Raw genomic sequence first — 16,156 nt, 5'->3', positions numbered from 1 at the left:
CTACAATCTACTGATTATTAATATTGAAACTATTAAACCATAGATAGCAATACCTTCGGCTAGACCAACAAATATTAAGGTTTTACCTAATATTTTAGGATCTTCAGAAACTGCCCCTAATGCTGATGCTCCCACTGCTCCTACGGCATAACCAGCTCCTATAGTTGCCAAACCAGTTGATAATGCAGCTGCAATATAACCAAGTCCACTTCCATCTGTAGGTGCCATTCCATTAGAAACGGCAAAGGTGATTTTAGGAGCTAATAACACTAAAGCTCCTATAAGTAGCGGAATAAATGTAAACAAATTATATTTTAAAACTTTTTTAAGCCTGCTTTTAGTAGTTTTATATTCCTTATACATTAGAAACATACCTGATGAAATTGTCATTAATACCATAATGCTTGTTGTTATCATAATTAATGTCATGTTATACCTCCTTAAAAATTGAAACTTAAAGTTAATAATTTAATTTGATACTATCTTTCTATTTTTTTTAATCATTTAATTTTATAGGACTAAACTCTACACCTTCTCCCTTATAATATTTGCTGAAAAGCTCATAATATTCTAGTCTTAAGCCTTGAATAAACACTATTAAGCCTTCTAATCCTATAACTATTATATTTGCTATGATATAAGTAATTAAACTACCAGTAAAACTTCCCAATAGATGAGCTATTATTTCAAATGCTACAAATAACCCCACATGGGTTAATGTAAAAGCTCCAACTCTTATAAATGAAACTGTACTACTCAACATATTAAGCAATGTCTCTAAAATATCAAAGCCACTTTCAATATAATAGCTAGAAATAGTTTCGTGATAAAGGGGCTTCTTTCCTAATATTAAGTTTGACAGAGGCTCTCTTACCACCATTAGTCCAATTAGTACAATAAGTACAGAAACTATGACTATAGTAGGTATAATCTCAGCATTATTGACTTTACCGCCAACTAGTATAAGTAGGAGAATATAAAACACTAACCCAACTACACCATTTCTTCCAAAAAGACCTTCTTTTAAATCTTTTCGCTTTATAGCGTTTATAATACTATAAACATAACTTATAAGTAATAGTACAACTCCTATTACAACTGCACTTATCAAAATAATATTTATACTATCAAAATCCTCAAACGAAGGACTTATTAGCACAGGATTAATAATGTGCTCAAACCCAAATACACTTCCATACAATAACCCAAATACCATAGAGCTAATACCTAATCTACTAAGTATATTCCCAAATAATTCTGACTTTGTCCTTGAAAGTAATCCTCCAATAAAAAGTATTAATCCCTGACCAACATCTCCAAACATTGCTCCAAACAAGAACATATATGTTATACTTAAAAATACCGTCGGATCTATTTCATTGTAAGATGGAATTCCATACATCTTTACAAGATATTCAAATGGACTAAATAGTTTATTATTTCTAAGCTTAGTAGGTGGACTAAATCCCTCTTCAAATTCTTCCTCACCTTTAAACACTATAATTAAATTTCCGAACTGATCTAGTCTTTCCATTATTTCTTTTTCATTCTTCTTAGGAATCCATCCAGATAAATAGAAAAAATTATTACTTGAAACCATTTGATTTTTAACTTCTTTTATTTTAGATTGAAGGGCCAATTTGCTATAACATTCTTCTACTAATGCTTTACATTGACTCTTTAATTGATTAAATTTATTATTTAATTCAGATAATTTTTCGTCTATTTCTTGGTTTCTTGATTCTAATTTTTTCACTATTTCCATAGGAGTACCTGTGAAATTCATTTTCATTTCTATCTTATTAAAATTTAACGATCTCAATATTCGATTAGTTTCTAATTCCATTTCCTTAGGCGAAATAACTAGATACACCTCACCTGATTTACTAGTTCCAGTATGCAATACAATTGCTGTAATATTCTCATAATTCCGCTTAAGCTTTTTAACATTTTCTTTAGATAATATTCCAAAAGTATAAGTGAAATAATTTAAATTCTTAAATGTCTCTACCTCTACATCTAAATCCTTTATGTACATGAAGTTCCTATAAAATTCTTCTATCTTCTTCTTTTCTTCCTTCAATTCCATTATTTTCTCATAGGGTGCTATTAGTTTGTCGTATAAACTATCAACATTATCTGAACATAGCTTATAATCAAAGGATTCATCTAAATAGTTTTTATTAACTTTAAAATTCTCCTCATAGACATTACTCAAATCATCAATTTTCTTAAATGTATCTTCATAGCTAACATCATCTGACATCGGCTTTATTAGTGACATATCAACAATTTCTTCAACATTTTCTTCTTCAATAGTTAAGGTAAAATGACTTTCATTTATCTCATTTAAAGCATTGATAATATCGACGTTTTCCATCAGTACTATTTCTCTTGCCACATTATCGACAGAGTCTTTTAACCCCACCACATTCATTACTACCATCTGTTCTATAGCCATCTATAAATCACTTCCTTCTATTTTCCGAACTAGATAGCTCTTTACTTGACTTTTATCTAAGTCATATCTTATAGCTTCAGTTATAGAAATAATATCCCGAATTTCATATTCTAATAAATGAATATACGCAATTGATTGAGTTATATTCATTCTTTCCTTTCTATAATACCCTAAAAATTGAAAATAAAGATATCTCTCAATTCTTCTTTCCATAAATAAGTCGAGAGTGTCTTCATTATCAAATAAAAATCCATATTGTGAATTAATCATTCTTTCTATTAGTTCCTTTTCATCCTTAGAGTAACAAAGATTTTTTATATCATTAAAGCTTAATGAATACCCACCATTCAGAGTATAGTTAATTAATTCTTCAGGTGATAACTTATAAAATTTTATCCCTCTATATATCCATTCTAAATTTAATAAATCAATATTTTTCCCCAAAAGCTCCTTAAGGATTTTTTCATTCTTCTTATCTAAACTACCTGCTTGTTCATACAATTTAGTAAAGTATAATATATCTAGATTCATTTCTAAATAGAAAGTCAATTTACTTCCCTGTTCATCTTGATAACCCTTTAGTCCATCATAATAAATAGTACCCTTAAGATTTCTAACAAATTCGCTTATACTTTTAGAAGTTATTAATAAATCATGGTCTATAGAACTGTAAATCCCTGAATATAAGACCAGTTTTTTTACTTCTTCTAAACTTTCTCCCCTAGATAATGCCCTTATATATAATTTTAAATCTTCTATCTCATATCTCATAAATAAAATTTTAAAAAGCTTTCTATACTCACCTGTAAAGTGATGAAGTATCTTTTCAAATTGTATTATAATATGTTTTTTAAATAATAGCTCCAACCTATTTCTATGAATATTTTTTATATCTTCGTCCTTTAAAACGTCAGTGTAATATGTATTGTTCTTTAAATATTCAGCTATTTCAGGTACGGATTTTTTTGATATAAGCTTTAAATAATCCTTTTCATCAAGCATCTTACCTTTTAAAGCTCTTATTTTAGTGTTTATGGCTGCAAAATCTTTCACACTTCCCATTCCCATTTTATCCACTCCCTAGAGTATATAGAATGATTATAACCCATTAATGGTTATTGCTTTCTTTAAAGATTTTATCAAATATCATATTCTGTAATTTAGGCTTTTTTCTTTCATACATATCTTCAATTTTTTTATATTTTTCGTTCCCCTGTGTAGTTATATCCTCAGAATTTCTCTCTCCTTTAGATATTATTTCTGCATACTTGCTTTCCGCTTCATCCTTTGCATTTTTAACCATTTCTTCTTGTATTTTATCCAATTCCTTTTTAAGATTTTTTTTATTATTCTGAATAATTTTATCGGTCTTTTTCTTAATACTTAAGGCTTGTTCATCAATGGCTACTATTTTTTTTATTATCTTATCCATCTAAACACCTCTTTTAATATATTATGTAATATATTTAATTATATTTAATTTATGTTCCAATAAATATCATACCCATATTTTACTCTTTCAAATATGGGTAAATGTAAAAATTTAAAAGACCTAGGCAAGCCTAAATCTTCTTTAATAATTATATCATATTTTTTGTATTTGTTGTAATTTTTGCCATGGGTTTCCTTAAAATGTATACTATTGAGCTTCTGCTTCTCTTAACCTTACATTCATGGGTAATTCTATAGTAAATACTGTTCCTACATTTTCAAAACTCTCCACGTAAATTATTCCCTTATTTTTCTCCACTATACTTTTTACGATACCTAATCCATATCCATGCCCACTACCCGCTCCTTTTGTAGAAAAACCTCTATCAAAAACTTTTTTATATAAATCGGGAGATAGTACTGGATATGAATTTCCTATACTTATCCTATATTTATCATCTACTTCATTAATATCTAATGTCAAAACTCTTACTTCATCTCTACAGTTATCAAGTTCATATATAGCATTATCAATCAAATTAAAAAGTATTTTACATATATCTATTGGAGCAATTTTAATGTATTCTAAATTTGAATCTATATAAAGGTCTACTTCTATTCCTTTGCTCTCTGCAATTGCACATTTTCTATATAAAGTAGCGGCAATCTCCACATTTTTAATTTTAGATATAGAAAATACCTCTTCTACCTTTCCTGATATCTTAAAAATATATTCTAAAGCTTGCTTATCTTTTCCTATTTGTAAAAGTCCAGCCACAACATTAAGATGATTATTAAAATCATGTTTTTGTCCTTGAAGAGCATCAATTATACCCTTTGAATCATTTAATTTTAGTATAAAATCCTTTTCTTTTTTTAGAAATTTTATTATATAATGTACGGATATAACTCCAATAAAACCTAATATATTTATAAATATTGCTACAAATAGAGGATATCTATATGCATCTATGGTTTGGTCTAAAAAGCTAACAAAGGTCTTGTTAGCTAATAATAATACTACAACATTTTGAGCCAATATTGCTATAACTAATATATATGCTTTAGAATCAAGTTTCATTGATACACCTACATTCTTTTGGCTTCTTTAAAATAGTTTAAATCGATTATAGTAATTTTAAAAATGTAACATAGAATAAAAGCTATTATTAAAGGTATTTCAGACATAAGTCCTAATCCTATGGTCATTCCAGGCTTCCCTAAAACTACTGCAAGATTTATATGTAATAAATCTATCAATGGAAAGAGAAATACTCCTTCTCCTAGTACTATTAGTCCTAGACTAAATAATACAGCAATAGTGCTATCCAATGCCTTTTTCTTTCCTATAAGTATTAACATTATAACTAAACTAATACATAATATTATTGTATGAGTCCCGAGTGGTATTCCGCGCATTTTATAAAATGTTCTTATTCCATAAGTAAGTAATGAATAAATCGCTGATATTGATGCCATTTTTCCTTTGCTAATTCCATTTCCAGTTACACCAAGCCCAGCTCCTATCATTAAAAAAGGTTCTATGAAAAATATTATAAGTTTCTCTATAATTACCAACATAGTTTCACATCCTTTTATATAAACTTGTGATCATAGTAAAAGACTCAAAGAGTCTTTTACTATCTACTCGATGTCTTTTAATTCTTCTGGCAATTCTGGTTGATAGGCAATTACGCTTGTGGCAGCTGCCACGTTAGCAAAGGCGATTAGTGTAAAAAAAACCACTGATAGTTGTAGCATTTTTTTAAGCATACATATCCCCCTTTATAAAGAATATTTTATTTAATGCCATATCCCAGATATGACAAAACTTATATCCAATTGGAGTAAGGGTAAATGATTGCCAGATTATTCCTATTGCTGAAATATAAATAATCTGATGCATCTCCTTAAAGATAAAATGCCAAGCTATAGTACTCCCATACCAGATACATATTATTAAAAAAGACCTTTTTCTCAACTTAACTTTTTTTACCTTAGATTCTATAGGTTTACCGGGTGTATCAGCAGGAGCATATTTATTTATTGTCCAAATTGCAAATAAAAATGCTAGAAAGCAAAGTACTAAAATAATACCTTGATTAGGTAAGATCGTTTTAGAGACTAATAATCCCAATAGGTTTATTATAATCATACCATATACTGCACAATTTATCATGCTACTGCAATGGGCACCTCCTGAAAAGGATCTATATATAGATATAGTAATCATAATTGTTAGAACATAACTAAAAGTACCTAAAAAGTATGCACATACTAGTGCCAACAAATAGCCAATAATTGTGCTAATTACCAGTCGTAAGGAATATTTTACTATTGATATTTGACTTTTATCAATATCTAAATGCTTTTCATATAAACTAATAATCTTCGTAATTAAAGTTTCTATTTTATTTGAGATATAATCCATTTATTTTCTCCCTTTCAATAGTCATATTTGAGCTATATATTACTAGAAAATATTTTATAAAGCACTTTAAATGACAAATATTCTTATAAAATCATATTTCAAGATTAATCTGCATAATCCTTCAAATTTTTATCTTTTTTTTATTTTTTTATAAATTTTTTCATTAACTTTAAATATTCTTACTTATTTTTATCTATTGTATCAAATATTCTTTTTGCTTCTATCATTCTCTGAAAAGCTGTTATAGTCACAAGAATAGTAAATATGATGGTGCTCCAAACTATCAAATTATTAAATAAAATCATGATACTAAGTAATATAAATCCTTCTGTCCTTTCAGCCACTCCTGCTTGATAATAAAATGATTTTTCTCCTTTTTTTTCTGTTAATGCCCCTACTGTGAGAAAGATCGTCATTGAAAATATTATGGCAGATGTTAACATTAAAAGCTCTATTCTTATATTAGTATATTTAAAAGCTAGTCCAATAATAACAGCTAATTCTACTATTCTATCAAAAGTTATATCCATAAGGGTTCCCCAAGCTGTTATATTTTTTTTCATTCTAGCCACTGCTCCATCTACTGCGTCTAATAATCCAGAAATCCATAAAAAAATACATGCTAAAATAGGGAAATCAAAATAAATAAGAGGACCTGTTAAAACACCTATTAAAAAAGCTAATATTGTAATTTGATTAGCACTGATATTGTATTTCAAAAATGCCTTTGCAATTATTCTTATGACTGGACTTACATATCTTCTTGCATGTGTATCTAGCATACTTTACCCCCTAACCTTCTTTTCAATAAAATGTATTTTTTCAGGCATATATTCTACTAAAATATTTTGTCCTATTTTCAAATCTTCGCTAAATTTATTTTTTTGAGTAATAAATATTTCTTCTGAATTATATTTTATCTTTAAATAGAGTAAGCCTTGATTGTAATTAACCTCCTCTAAAATACCAAGAAAAGCATAATAATCCTTACTTTCTATTTGATGCATTTTTTTTATGTTTTGATTGTTTTTTTCTACAAGATTAACCTCTAGACTTTCCGAAGGGATTACTATATATCCATAGATTGACTTATTTTTTAAATAATTTTGATTAGGTAACTTAAATTTCACATTTTTTCCTACAAATTCATTTACATTTATATGACCTTGAAAAATATTCTTGTATCCCATAAATCCTGCAATATACTTAGTCAAAGGATTTTCATAAATTTCTTTAGGCGACCCTATTTGAAGTATTTCTCCACCTCTCATTATTGCCATGCGATCAAAAAGAGTAAATGCATCCTCCCTATCATGGGTAACAAAGATCGTAGTCATTTTATATTTACTGTGAAGCTTTAGAATTAAATTTCTCATATCTTCTCTCAAGGCAGGGTCTAAAGAACTAAAAGGTTCATCCATTAGTAATACTTCTGGCTTATATGCTATAGCTCTTGCTATGGCAACTCTTTGCTTTTGACCTCCACTTAATTCCGATGGATATCTATATAGATATCCATTTAAACCAACACTTTCTAATATTTGTTTTGCTCTTTTCTTCCTTTCAGTTTTATCTATCTTTTTCATCTTCAATCCAAATGTAACATTTTCTTCTACTGTCATATGTGGAAATAACAGTGGCTGTTGGAAAACCATACTAATGTTTCTATTTTCAGCAGAAATTTTAGTAATGTTATTACCATCAATTATTACTTCTCCTTTATTAATTTCTTGTAATCCAGCTACTATTTTTAAAAGCGTTGTTTTGCCACATCCCGAAGGCCCCACTATTCCAAAAAATTCTCCTTCATTAATTAATAATTCGTCAATCTGTATTCTAAAATCATCTTCACTTTTATTCTTAGAGCTATTATTCTTTATATATGACTTTTCGATTCCTTCTAAACATAATTTTGTCATCAATATTATTCCTTTCTTAATCAAAGGTTTTCATAATTCAGGTTTGTCTTTTAATATTAATTAATTTTCCTATCATTATAATATCTTTTAAGTAATAAGTCCATAGCAATTAATGCTATAACAGCTATTAAAGCAAATAAAATAGAGTAAGCTGCCCCTATCCCCTGATTCCCTCCATTTATAAAGGGAAACATAATCATAGGCAAAGTAACTACTTGACCACCACCCATTAGAACTGTAATAATGTATTGACTCAATGATATCACTATAGATAAACTCGATCCCGCCACAATTCCAGGAATTAAGAAAGGAAAAACTATGTTAAAAAAACGATCTATTTTTCCAGCTCCAAGCATTTTACCTTGCTCTTCCCATTTAAAGCCTAGTTGATTATAGCTTATTGTTACTGCCCTAATCATATAAGGTAGTGTCGGAACTATATGACATAAAATAACTCCTAGAGTAGATTCTGTAAGATTAAATACTATAAAGGTTTTATGCATCCCCATCATTATTATAATCGGCGGGATTATTATTGGCATTAGTAAAATAGCTTCTATTATTTTCTTTCCTTTAAATTTATATCTACCAAGGGCATCCCCTGCAGGTATAGCTAATACTAGATTAATAATAGTTACTACAATAGCCACCTTCAAACTGGTGAAAATGGCATTTATAGTGCCAGAGGTAGGCGCAAATACATATTTCCATGCTCCAAGACTTAGAGAATTCGGTAATATTTTAGGCCATGCCCATCCTTGAGAAAAGCTCAATATAGATAGAAAAACAAAGGGTAATATGCTTATTAAAGCAATAAATATAATTCCTATTAATATAACTCCATTTGTAGTCTTATCCTTCATTACCTTCTCCTTTCTTTAGTAAATAAAATATCAGTCCTATTACTATAACACAAAAAGTAGAAGCTATATTTATAGCCATTGCCTTGGGCCGTTCCGATAGATTACCAGTTGTATATGTTAGATATGAATATACCGATAGAGTTTTTGGATAAGTGACTCCCAATATATACGGTACTTCGAAGGCAAGAAATGAATAGGAAAATACTATAAATGCAGATAATTTTAAAGGACTAATTAAGAGAGGAAAAACAACTTCCTTGAAAGCTGTAAATTTATTAGCTCCAAAGACCTTAGCTGCATCTATTAGTGATAATGGGACCTTTAATAAGACAGGATAAAGCATAAGTACTACAAAAGGACTTGTCTTCCATACATATGCGATTATAATTCCCCATCCAAATCTATCATTTATCATAATAGGAAAATTATCCATTGAATCAATAATACCTAAGCCATATAAAATTCTCGAACACCATCCAGTAGATGAAAAAATAATATATACTATATAAGAAAAAACTAAATATGGAAAAAGCATAGGAACTTGAAATAATCTTTGGGCTAATATAGCTGATTGATTTTTTTTATTAACCTTCATTATATATAAAAAATAAATGATTAATACTCCCAAAATAACTGAAAATATTGTCGATAGAGATGCAATACGTATTGTAGTAAAAAAGGCTTGCCAAAAATCATCACTATTAAAAATCTCTAGATAATACTTAAGAGTGACCTGTTTTTCACCTACAAGAGGCGAAAAACCGATACTCTCAAAAATTCCATATAATATTCCTCCAATAAATAAGAAAACTGTAGCTAATAAAGAAGGTAATATTAGTAAATATGGTTTTCTATTTTGCAACATTCTCTAGCCAATCCTTTTCAATTGTATCTACATACTTTGAAGGCATTTCAGGTATTCTATGAATCTGCAATTCTTGTGGAGATAAGGTTGCATCACCTCTATCAATTGATTCTAACCCTGCCTTATCTTCTTCATTTAACTTTTCTGTAGATATTACTAGGCCATCTCCCCAATTATTAGGATTAAATTTAGCTATCTGAGCTTCTGGTGATAGCATGAAATTAATAGCAACTAACGCTCCTGCTCTATTTACACTATTATAAGGAATGCTTAAATAATGTGTATTAGATAAGGTCCCTTCTTCAAGTACAAAAGTTTTAGTAGACTGTGGAAATTGTCCTTCTTTTATTCTATTAGCTGCGTGAACAGGATTATATGACATAGTCATCCAAACTTCTCCATTACTATACATTTGATCTAATTTCCCTGAGCTTTCAGGATATGTTTTGCCTTCTCTCCATAGATATGGTTTTATTTCATTTAAATATTCCCAAAATGGACTTATTTTGCTTAAAAGAGACTCTTGGTCCATATCTTCCATATATGATTCATATCCACTAGTGACTTCTATAATACCATTACGTATAAAAGCGCTTCCAGTGAAGTCTGGTGGTGCAGGATATGTGAACTTTCCTGGATTATTTTTAACCCATTTCTTTAATTCATCCATAGTTGTAGGTGGATTTTTAATTTTCTCAGAATCATATATAAAAACAAATTGAGATTTTCCCCATGGAGCTTCCATGCCCTCTGTAGCTTGTCCAAAATCATAATTTAAATCATCAGCTTCATTATCAATATACATATTATAATTTGGTAGTTTTTTAACAAATGACCCCAATAATAAGTCATTGTCTTTTGCATTTTTAAAATTTTCACCATTAATCCAAAAAATATCTATGCTGCCTTCTTCTTTTTCTACCTGTTTTTCTGTTAATAATTTATTTATCATATCTTTTGCATCATTTATAGGTACACGATTCAATACTATGTTAAACTGAGATTTCAATTTAGGTGATACCCATTGGTCTATATATTTATTAACAGCTTCATCTCCACCCCACATATGCATATTAACAGTTTGGCCATTTGCTTTTTCAATAATTGTATTCCAATCTTCATCTAGTAAGTTTACAGTGTCCACTTGTTTATTGTCTTGCGAGCAACTAACAAAGGTTAAAGCAACTAGCATTGTAGCTAATATAACTGCAATTTTTTTCTTCACAACTATTCATCTCCTCTGCAATTTATCATCAACTAGATAATTTTTAAGTCTATTATTAAATAACCTTTATGAAATTTCAGTTTATGATTTTCTAAAGTTTATCCATAAATACCATTTTTCTAATCTCTTAAGATTCAATATTATCTAATTTTCTTCGTACTTTATCAATACTTATATATTTTTTAAGTACCATCGATATTAAAAGTAATGCCAATAATAGAAAAACTGAAATATAGAAGTCCATTGAACCAAATTGAGTAGATTTGTCTCCTAAATTTGTATAAACTAAGATTCCTGGTATAGTGCCAATAATGGTAGCAGAAATAAAATCTCTATATTTAATATCTGAAAGACCTGCACTATAGCTTATTACATCAAAAGGAAATAAAGGGACTAATCTTAATATTAGTATAATAAAAAAACCTTTCTGTTTTAACTGCTCTCCTATAAACGATATATCTTTTTTAATAATCCGCTTTATAAAGTCTTTTCCTAAGAGTCTTGTTATATAGAAGGATAATGTGCCTCCAAGTAAAGCTCCTATCATTGTTAATATACTTCCTTTAATTAAGCCAAACCCCATACCACCAGCTATTGCAAGTATCGAGTCTGGAAAAAGAGTTAAAGGAATAAATGTAAACATAACGATATAAACTATTGGAGCTAGTAATCCAAAGGAATCTAGATAAGCTTTAATATCTTCTGGGCTTAAACCTTTAAATACATTCATCTTATTTAACACATAAACTATTCCAACAAATAAAACTATTAGTAAAACCTTTATACTAGTTTTTGTGATTTTTTTATTCATAATCTATCCTTCGCCCCCTTTTTATACTAATAAAAAATTAATTTAAACAATTCTTATCTGAAAATATAATCTAACACAAAATTATATTACTCTGTTTTTATATTTATTTAATTTTATTTATTTTCTGCTTGCTCTTATATCTATTTATCCATTTTTTTATGGTACCTTGGTCTTTTTGAGTAAAAGTAGAATAAATATGAGTGTTAAAAAGTAAGTCTAATATATGAAAAGATTGCTTTCCTCCTCTTTTCATTGACTCCACACACTCTTCACAATAGCTTAATATATGGTCTGTATCTGCTTGATTAGCCCTTTTTTTCATCTGACTTTGTGCTAAAGAATTATTAGTCACATTTAACATACCACCAGACCCACAACATAGAGTTTTTTCTCTTGAAAACTCCATTTCTTTAATTTTCAATCCCAACTGATTAGTTATATCTCTTATAGAGTCATGAATAATCCTTTCATATCTAGTGGGACAAGGATCATGTATTGCAAATGATAAATCTATCCCTTTGCCAATACCTCTCACCTCATTTGGTATTCCATAATTCGATATTATCTCCCATAAAGATGTAACCTTAACATTACTACTTACCTCAAATGTTTTAAAGCAGTTTTGGCAGGCTACAATTATTTCATCTATATTATTATCTGAAAATTCCTTTTCTAGTTTTTTGCTATATTCTTTAAACTGCTCCATATCTCCCATGGAATATGTTGGCTTTCCACAACAATTCTGCATTATTCCTACTTCAGGCAACTTCTCTTTTAGATAATCATAAGTTCTCAAAACTATGTCTGGACTATAAGAAGACAAACTGCAACCAGGAAAGAATACACTTCTTTTCCTATGAACCTTTTCATCTTCAAATCCTTTAATACTAGTGCTGAAAATTTTGGAGAAGCTGTTCTTTTGATGATTTTTCACAGTATTGTATCCTAACTCTTTTATTTTCGATTTTTCTCTTGAAAATAAATCCTTTCGCATATCTAAAAATGCATTTTTTAGACTAACATCATTAGGACATACTACATTGCAATAATTACATAAAGTACATGAATATGGAATTGATGGGTCAACTTCTTCTCCTTTAACAATATTCTTAAGTAATTCCTTAGGAGAACTACAAAACTTATTTAACATAGGACAATGTTCCATACACAATTTACATCCTATACAATTTTTTTCAGTATCTTTTACTGTTTCTATAGCACTATTAGATAGCTTGGACTTTTCCATTTTATCCCACCACTTTATTTGACTATTTTTAATTTATCTGTTTAGCTTTTTTCTCATTCCACACTTTTTTTATAAGGAAAATCAATATACTCAATGAGAATAATAATAATAATCCAAATACAAATTTCTTAACACCACCAACTAACATACCTCCAACATATGAATAAATTAATGTTGCAGGAAGCTGACCTAATCCAGTAGCCCAGAAAAAGGACCAAAAGCTCATAGATGTCAACCCAGCAGCATAGCTTACTATATCAAATGACATAAATGGAAGAAGTCTTGCAATTAATATAGCATAATTCCCATATCTGTCAAAAAAACTATCAACATTATCTAACGCAAATTTACCAGTCAATTTTTCAACGGTCTTTCTTCCATAAAGCTTAGCAATATAAAAGCATAAAGTAGCTCCTGCCATTGCACTAGCCCATGATAATATAGCACCCTTTATCCATCCAAATAGGCCTGCATTTGCAAATGTGATCAGAAAAGCTGGTAACGGTGCTGCTACAGATTGAAAAACCATAAGAAAAAAAGATATTACAGGTGCCCATATACCAAAGCCTAGTATATATTCCTTTATTGCATTTACATCCATTTTACTAAATAAGGCGAATAATTGTTTTACTGTACTATTAACAGGTTCAACAAAGAAATATACAAGAATTATGGCAGCTAAAACTCCAATTTTTATCCATGTTGACTTTTTAATTTTATTCATTAGCAACACCCTCCATGTCTATGAAAAATAAGCCCTTTCCACATAAGAAAGGGCAATTATTGACTATTTAGCTAAAAGATCTTCATATGGCCATCCAGCTTGACCATCTTCAAGTATGAATAAACGATCTTCATTAATTCCTTTTTCTAATAAGTACTTATATGTTCTTTCTGCACCACCTGCACCACGTGGGCATACTATTACTATCGGGTTTTCTTTCCCTTCAAGCTGAGAATAGATAGCATCAATCTTAGCTTTATCTGTATCCTCTTTTACAGGATAAGCATTAGTTTCAATTGCTCCAGCAATATGGTGCTCATCGTATTCCTCTTGCACTTGTATATCCACTAAATCAAATTCTTCATCATTTTCAATACTTTCTTTTACCTTCTCTGCACTGTAATACTTAAACTCCACATCCTGTGATGTTTCTTCACCTTGACTACAAGCTGTCATCATTACTGGTATTAGTAATAATCCAACAAGTAATAAACTAATAATTTTTTTCATTCCATATACCCCCTGTTAACTTCATTTATTGTCGTTTTCATAGTTGTTCGTGTAAAGTATATCATGGGGAAAAAACTTAGTTAAATAGAAATTTGTTATACTTTGTCCAAACTCTATAGATATATCTTATAACTCAATTTATAAGTTTAATTATGTAATTTCTTCTCATAATAAAATAGCGCTATGAAATATATTCATAACGCCTAAACTCTATCTATACTTTTATATTTAAAGAAATTACATAGTTCATATGAAGTAAAATTATTTTTTATACCATATTAATTCTAAAGAACCTTACGTACATCATATAAGGAGCTTAAAACTAACCAATTTTGTGGGAAGAACCTATTTATAGTCCAATAGCTTACTCCACCGAGGTCATATTCGTCTACAAGAAGTAATTTTGCTTCAATACTCCTAGCATCTTCAAACCATACCTCATGTTGTACTCCATTCTCATCATAATATCTAAAATAAGGTGATTTAGATTCTGAATCAAATTGTATAGCTGCTCCTACCCTTGCAGCTAACTCTACAGCTGCCGTATTAGAGATTGAGCTTGCAGCTGTTCCAGGAGTATATGGTAAGGTCCAGTTATATCCATAATTAGGAATACCCATAAGAATCTTCTCACTAGGAATAGCTGTTACTGCATAATCTAGTATTGTTCTAACTTGATTAATTGGCGCTACAGCCATAGGAGCACTATAAGTGTATCCCCATTCATATGTCATTAAAATAACGTGATCTACAAGAGCTCCATGTACAGGATAATCATGTGCCTCATATAGTAATCCCTGTTGATCAGCAGATACCTTAGGTGCTAAGGCAGTACTAACAGTATAGCCTAAGTCATTAAGACGTGCTGTTATCTTTCTTAAGAAATTATTATAATCTTCTCTGTTTTCAGAGTAAATAAACTCAAAATCAATATCCAATCCATAGTAGTTCTTTTCTTCTAGTGTAGTAATAATATTTTCTATTAGTGTATTTTGTACTTCTTCATTAGTTAAAATTGTCTGAGCCAAATCACTACTGAAGCCCCCTTCTTCTTCATCTATATTTGTAATTACCATTAAAGGACCTACATTAGCATTTCTAGCTGCTTCTATCAGTGACTCATCTTCTATACCACTCAAACTGCCATCTGAATTAACATGATAACTAAATATACTCAAGTAAGTTAAATAAGGAAGCGTTTTACTAAGAACCTCCATATCTATATTTGGCAAAGCATATCCATTAACATCAATAGTTCCTAATTTTCTTGTTCTAGGCGGTATGTTAATAATCTGACCTACATATAATTGCCTTGGATCTGTTATCTGTGGATTTACTTCAAGTATATCTTCAACAGTTACTCCATATAATCTTGCTATTGTATACAAAGATTGTCCTTGAACCACCCTATGTCTTCTAGTTCCTTCTAATATCACTAAGGATTGACCTGGTGTTAACAAATTAGGCGATTCTAGTTCATTATCACTAGCTATTTTTGATGGCGATACCCCATATAGCTGTCCAATAGTATATATACTTTCACCTGGCTGCACTACATGAATAATCAATATAAACCCCCCTTTCTCGCTAATTTAATATATGCTAAAAAGGCTAAAAAGGTACGAATATTCAGGCATTTATATTAAATTTTAATGTATCTAAATCAGATA

18 protein-coding genes are annotated in these 16,156 nt (G+C 29.5%); all 18 read right to left on the bottom strand.

The features are described 5' to 3' along the window. The 18 genes from JMO20_RS09770 to JMO20_RS09685 all read right to left on the bottom strand — a co-directional run bounded on the left by JMO20_RS09770 (position 1) and on the right by JMO20_RS09685 (position 16,054). The gene (locus JMO20_RS09770; RefSeq protein ID WP_202709427.1) at positions 1-429 is read right to left on the bottom strand and encodes an ATP synthase subunit C; all 429 of its coding nucleotides are present in this window, start codon (positions 427-429) and stop codon (positions 1-3) included. 67 nt (positions 430-496) lie between these two features. Beyond that, a complete protein-coding gene (locus JMO20_RS09765; RefSeq protein WP_202709426.1) occupies positions 497-2,461 on the bottom strand; it encodes a V-type ATP synthase subunit I in 1,965 nt (654 codons plus the stop codon). After that, positions 2,462-3,529 carry a V-type ATPase subunit gene (locus tag JMO20_RS09760; RefSeq protein WP_202709425.1) on the bottom strand — a complete coding sequence of 356 codons (1,068 nt, stop codon included), beginning with the start codon at positions 3,527-3,529 and terminating at the stop codon, positions 2,462-2,464. 40 nt (positions 3,530-3,569) lie between these two features. Next, positions 3,570-3,893 (bottom strand): hypothetical protein, encoded by a 324-nt coding sequence (locus JMO20_RS09755; protein WP_202709424.1) that lies wholly within the window; start codon positions 3,891-3,893, stop codon positions 3,570-3,572. 207 nt (positions 3,894-4,100) lie between these two features. Then, on the bottom strand, positions 4,101-4,973 hold the full coding sequence (locus tag JMO20_RS09750; protein ID WP_202709423.1) for a sensor histidine kinase: 873 nt from the start codon (positions 4,971-4,973) through the stop codon (positions 4,101-4,103). A gap of 8 nt (positions 4,974-4,981) precedes the next feature. Beyond that, positions 4,982-5,473: a hypothetical protein gene (locus JMO20_RS09745; RefSeq protein ID WP_202709422.1), complete on the bottom strand. Its 492-nt coding sequence runs from the start codon at positions 5,471-5,473 to the stop codon at positions 4,982-4,984. A 63-nt stretch (positions 5,474-5,536) separates the two neighbouring features. Further along, the gene (locus JMO20_RS09740) at positions 5,537-5,665 is read right to left on the bottom strand and encodes a cyclic lactone autoinducer peptide (RefSeq protein WP_202709420.1); all 129 of its coding nucleotides are present in this window, start codon (positions 5,663-5,665) and stop codon (positions 5,537-5,539) included. Next, a complete protein-coding gene (locus tag JMO20_RS09735; protein WP_202709419.1) occupies positions 5,658-6,323 on the bottom strand; it encodes an accessory gene regulator ArgB-like protein in 666 nt (221 codons plus the stop codon). The genes JMO20_RS09740 and JMO20_RS09735 overlap by 8 nt, the downstream gene beginning before the upstream one ends. Positions 6,324-6,502: 179 nt before the next feature. Then, positions 6,503-7,105, bottom strand: a complete 603-nt coding sequence (locus JMO20_RS09730; RefSeq protein WP_202709418.1) for a CDP-alcohol phosphatidyltransferase family protein — start codon at positions 7,103-7,105, stop codon at positions 6,503-6,505. Positions 7,106-7,108: 3 nt separating this feature from the next. After that, entirely contained in the window at positions 7,109-8,242 is a 1,134-nt protein-coding gene (locus tag JMO20_RS09725; protein ID WP_202709417.1) for an ABC transporter ATP-binding protein, read from the bottom strand. Between the two features lie 56 nt (positions 8,243-8,298). Further along, positions 8,299-9,105: an ABC transporter permease gene (locus tag JMO20_RS09720; protein ID WP_202709416.1), complete on the bottom strand. Its 807-nt coding sequence runs from the start codon at positions 9,103-9,105 to the stop codon at positions 8,299-8,301. Then, positions 9,095-9,967 (bottom strand): ABC transporter permease, encoded by an 873-nt coding sequence (locus JMO20_RS09715; RefSeq protein WP_207753480.1) that lies wholly within the window; start codon positions 9,965-9,967, stop codon positions 9,095-9,097. The genes JMO20_RS09720 and JMO20_RS09715 overlap by 11 nt, the downstream gene beginning before the upstream one ends. Continuing rightward, positions 9,957-11,195: an ABC transporter substrate-binding protein gene (locus JMO20_RS09710; RefSeq protein WP_341534017.1), complete on the bottom strand. Its 1,239-nt coding sequence runs from the start codon at positions 11,193-11,195 to the stop codon at positions 9,957-9,959. Before JMO20_RS09710 ends, JMO20_RS09715 begins: the two co-directional genes overlap by 11 nt. A gap of 127 nt (positions 11,196-11,322) precedes the next feature. Then, positions 11,323-12,006 (bottom strand): TVP38/TMEM64 family protein, encoded by a 684-nt coding sequence (locus tag JMO20_RS09705; RefSeq protein WP_202709414.1) that lies wholly within the window; start codon positions 12,004-12,006, stop codon positions 11,323-11,325. Between the two features lie 103 nt (positions 12,007-12,109). Then, entirely contained in the window at positions 12,110-13,252 is a 1,143-nt protein-coding gene (locus tag JMO20_RS09700; RefSeq protein WP_202709413.1) for a (Fe-S)-binding protein, read from the bottom strand. 28 nt (positions 13,253-13,280) lie between these two features. Continuing rightward, positions 13,281-13,976 carry a TVP38/TMEM64 family protein gene (locus JMO20_RS09695; protein ID WP_202709412.1) on the bottom strand — a complete coding sequence of 232 codons (696 nt, stop codon included), beginning with the start codon at positions 13,974-13,976 and terminating at the stop codon, positions 13,281-13,283. Between the two features lie 63 nt (positions 13,977-14,039). Continuing rightward, positions 14,040-14,486, bottom strand: coding sequence for a rhodanese-like domain-containing protein (locus JMO20_RS09690; protein WP_202709411.1), 447 nt, complete (start codon positions 14,484-14,486; stop codon positions 14,040-14,042). 284 nt (positions 14,487-14,770) lie between these two features. Beyond that, a complete protein-coding gene (locus JMO20_RS09685) occupies positions 14,771-16,054 on the bottom strand; it encodes a glycosyl hydrolase family 18 protein (protein ID WP_202709410.1) in 1,284 nt (427 codons plus the stop codon). Positions 16,055-16,156: the final 102 nt, after the last annotated feature.

The sequence above is a fragment of the Sporosalibacterium faouarense genome (genome assembly GCF_016765695.1).
Taxonomy (GTDB): Bacteria; Bacillota; Clostridia; order Tissierellales; family VENL01; genus Sporosalibacterium; species Sporosalibacterium faouarense.
The sequence above is the reverse complement of the archived record's forward strand: the minus strand, read 5'-3'. Positions and strand labels throughout refer to the sequence as shown.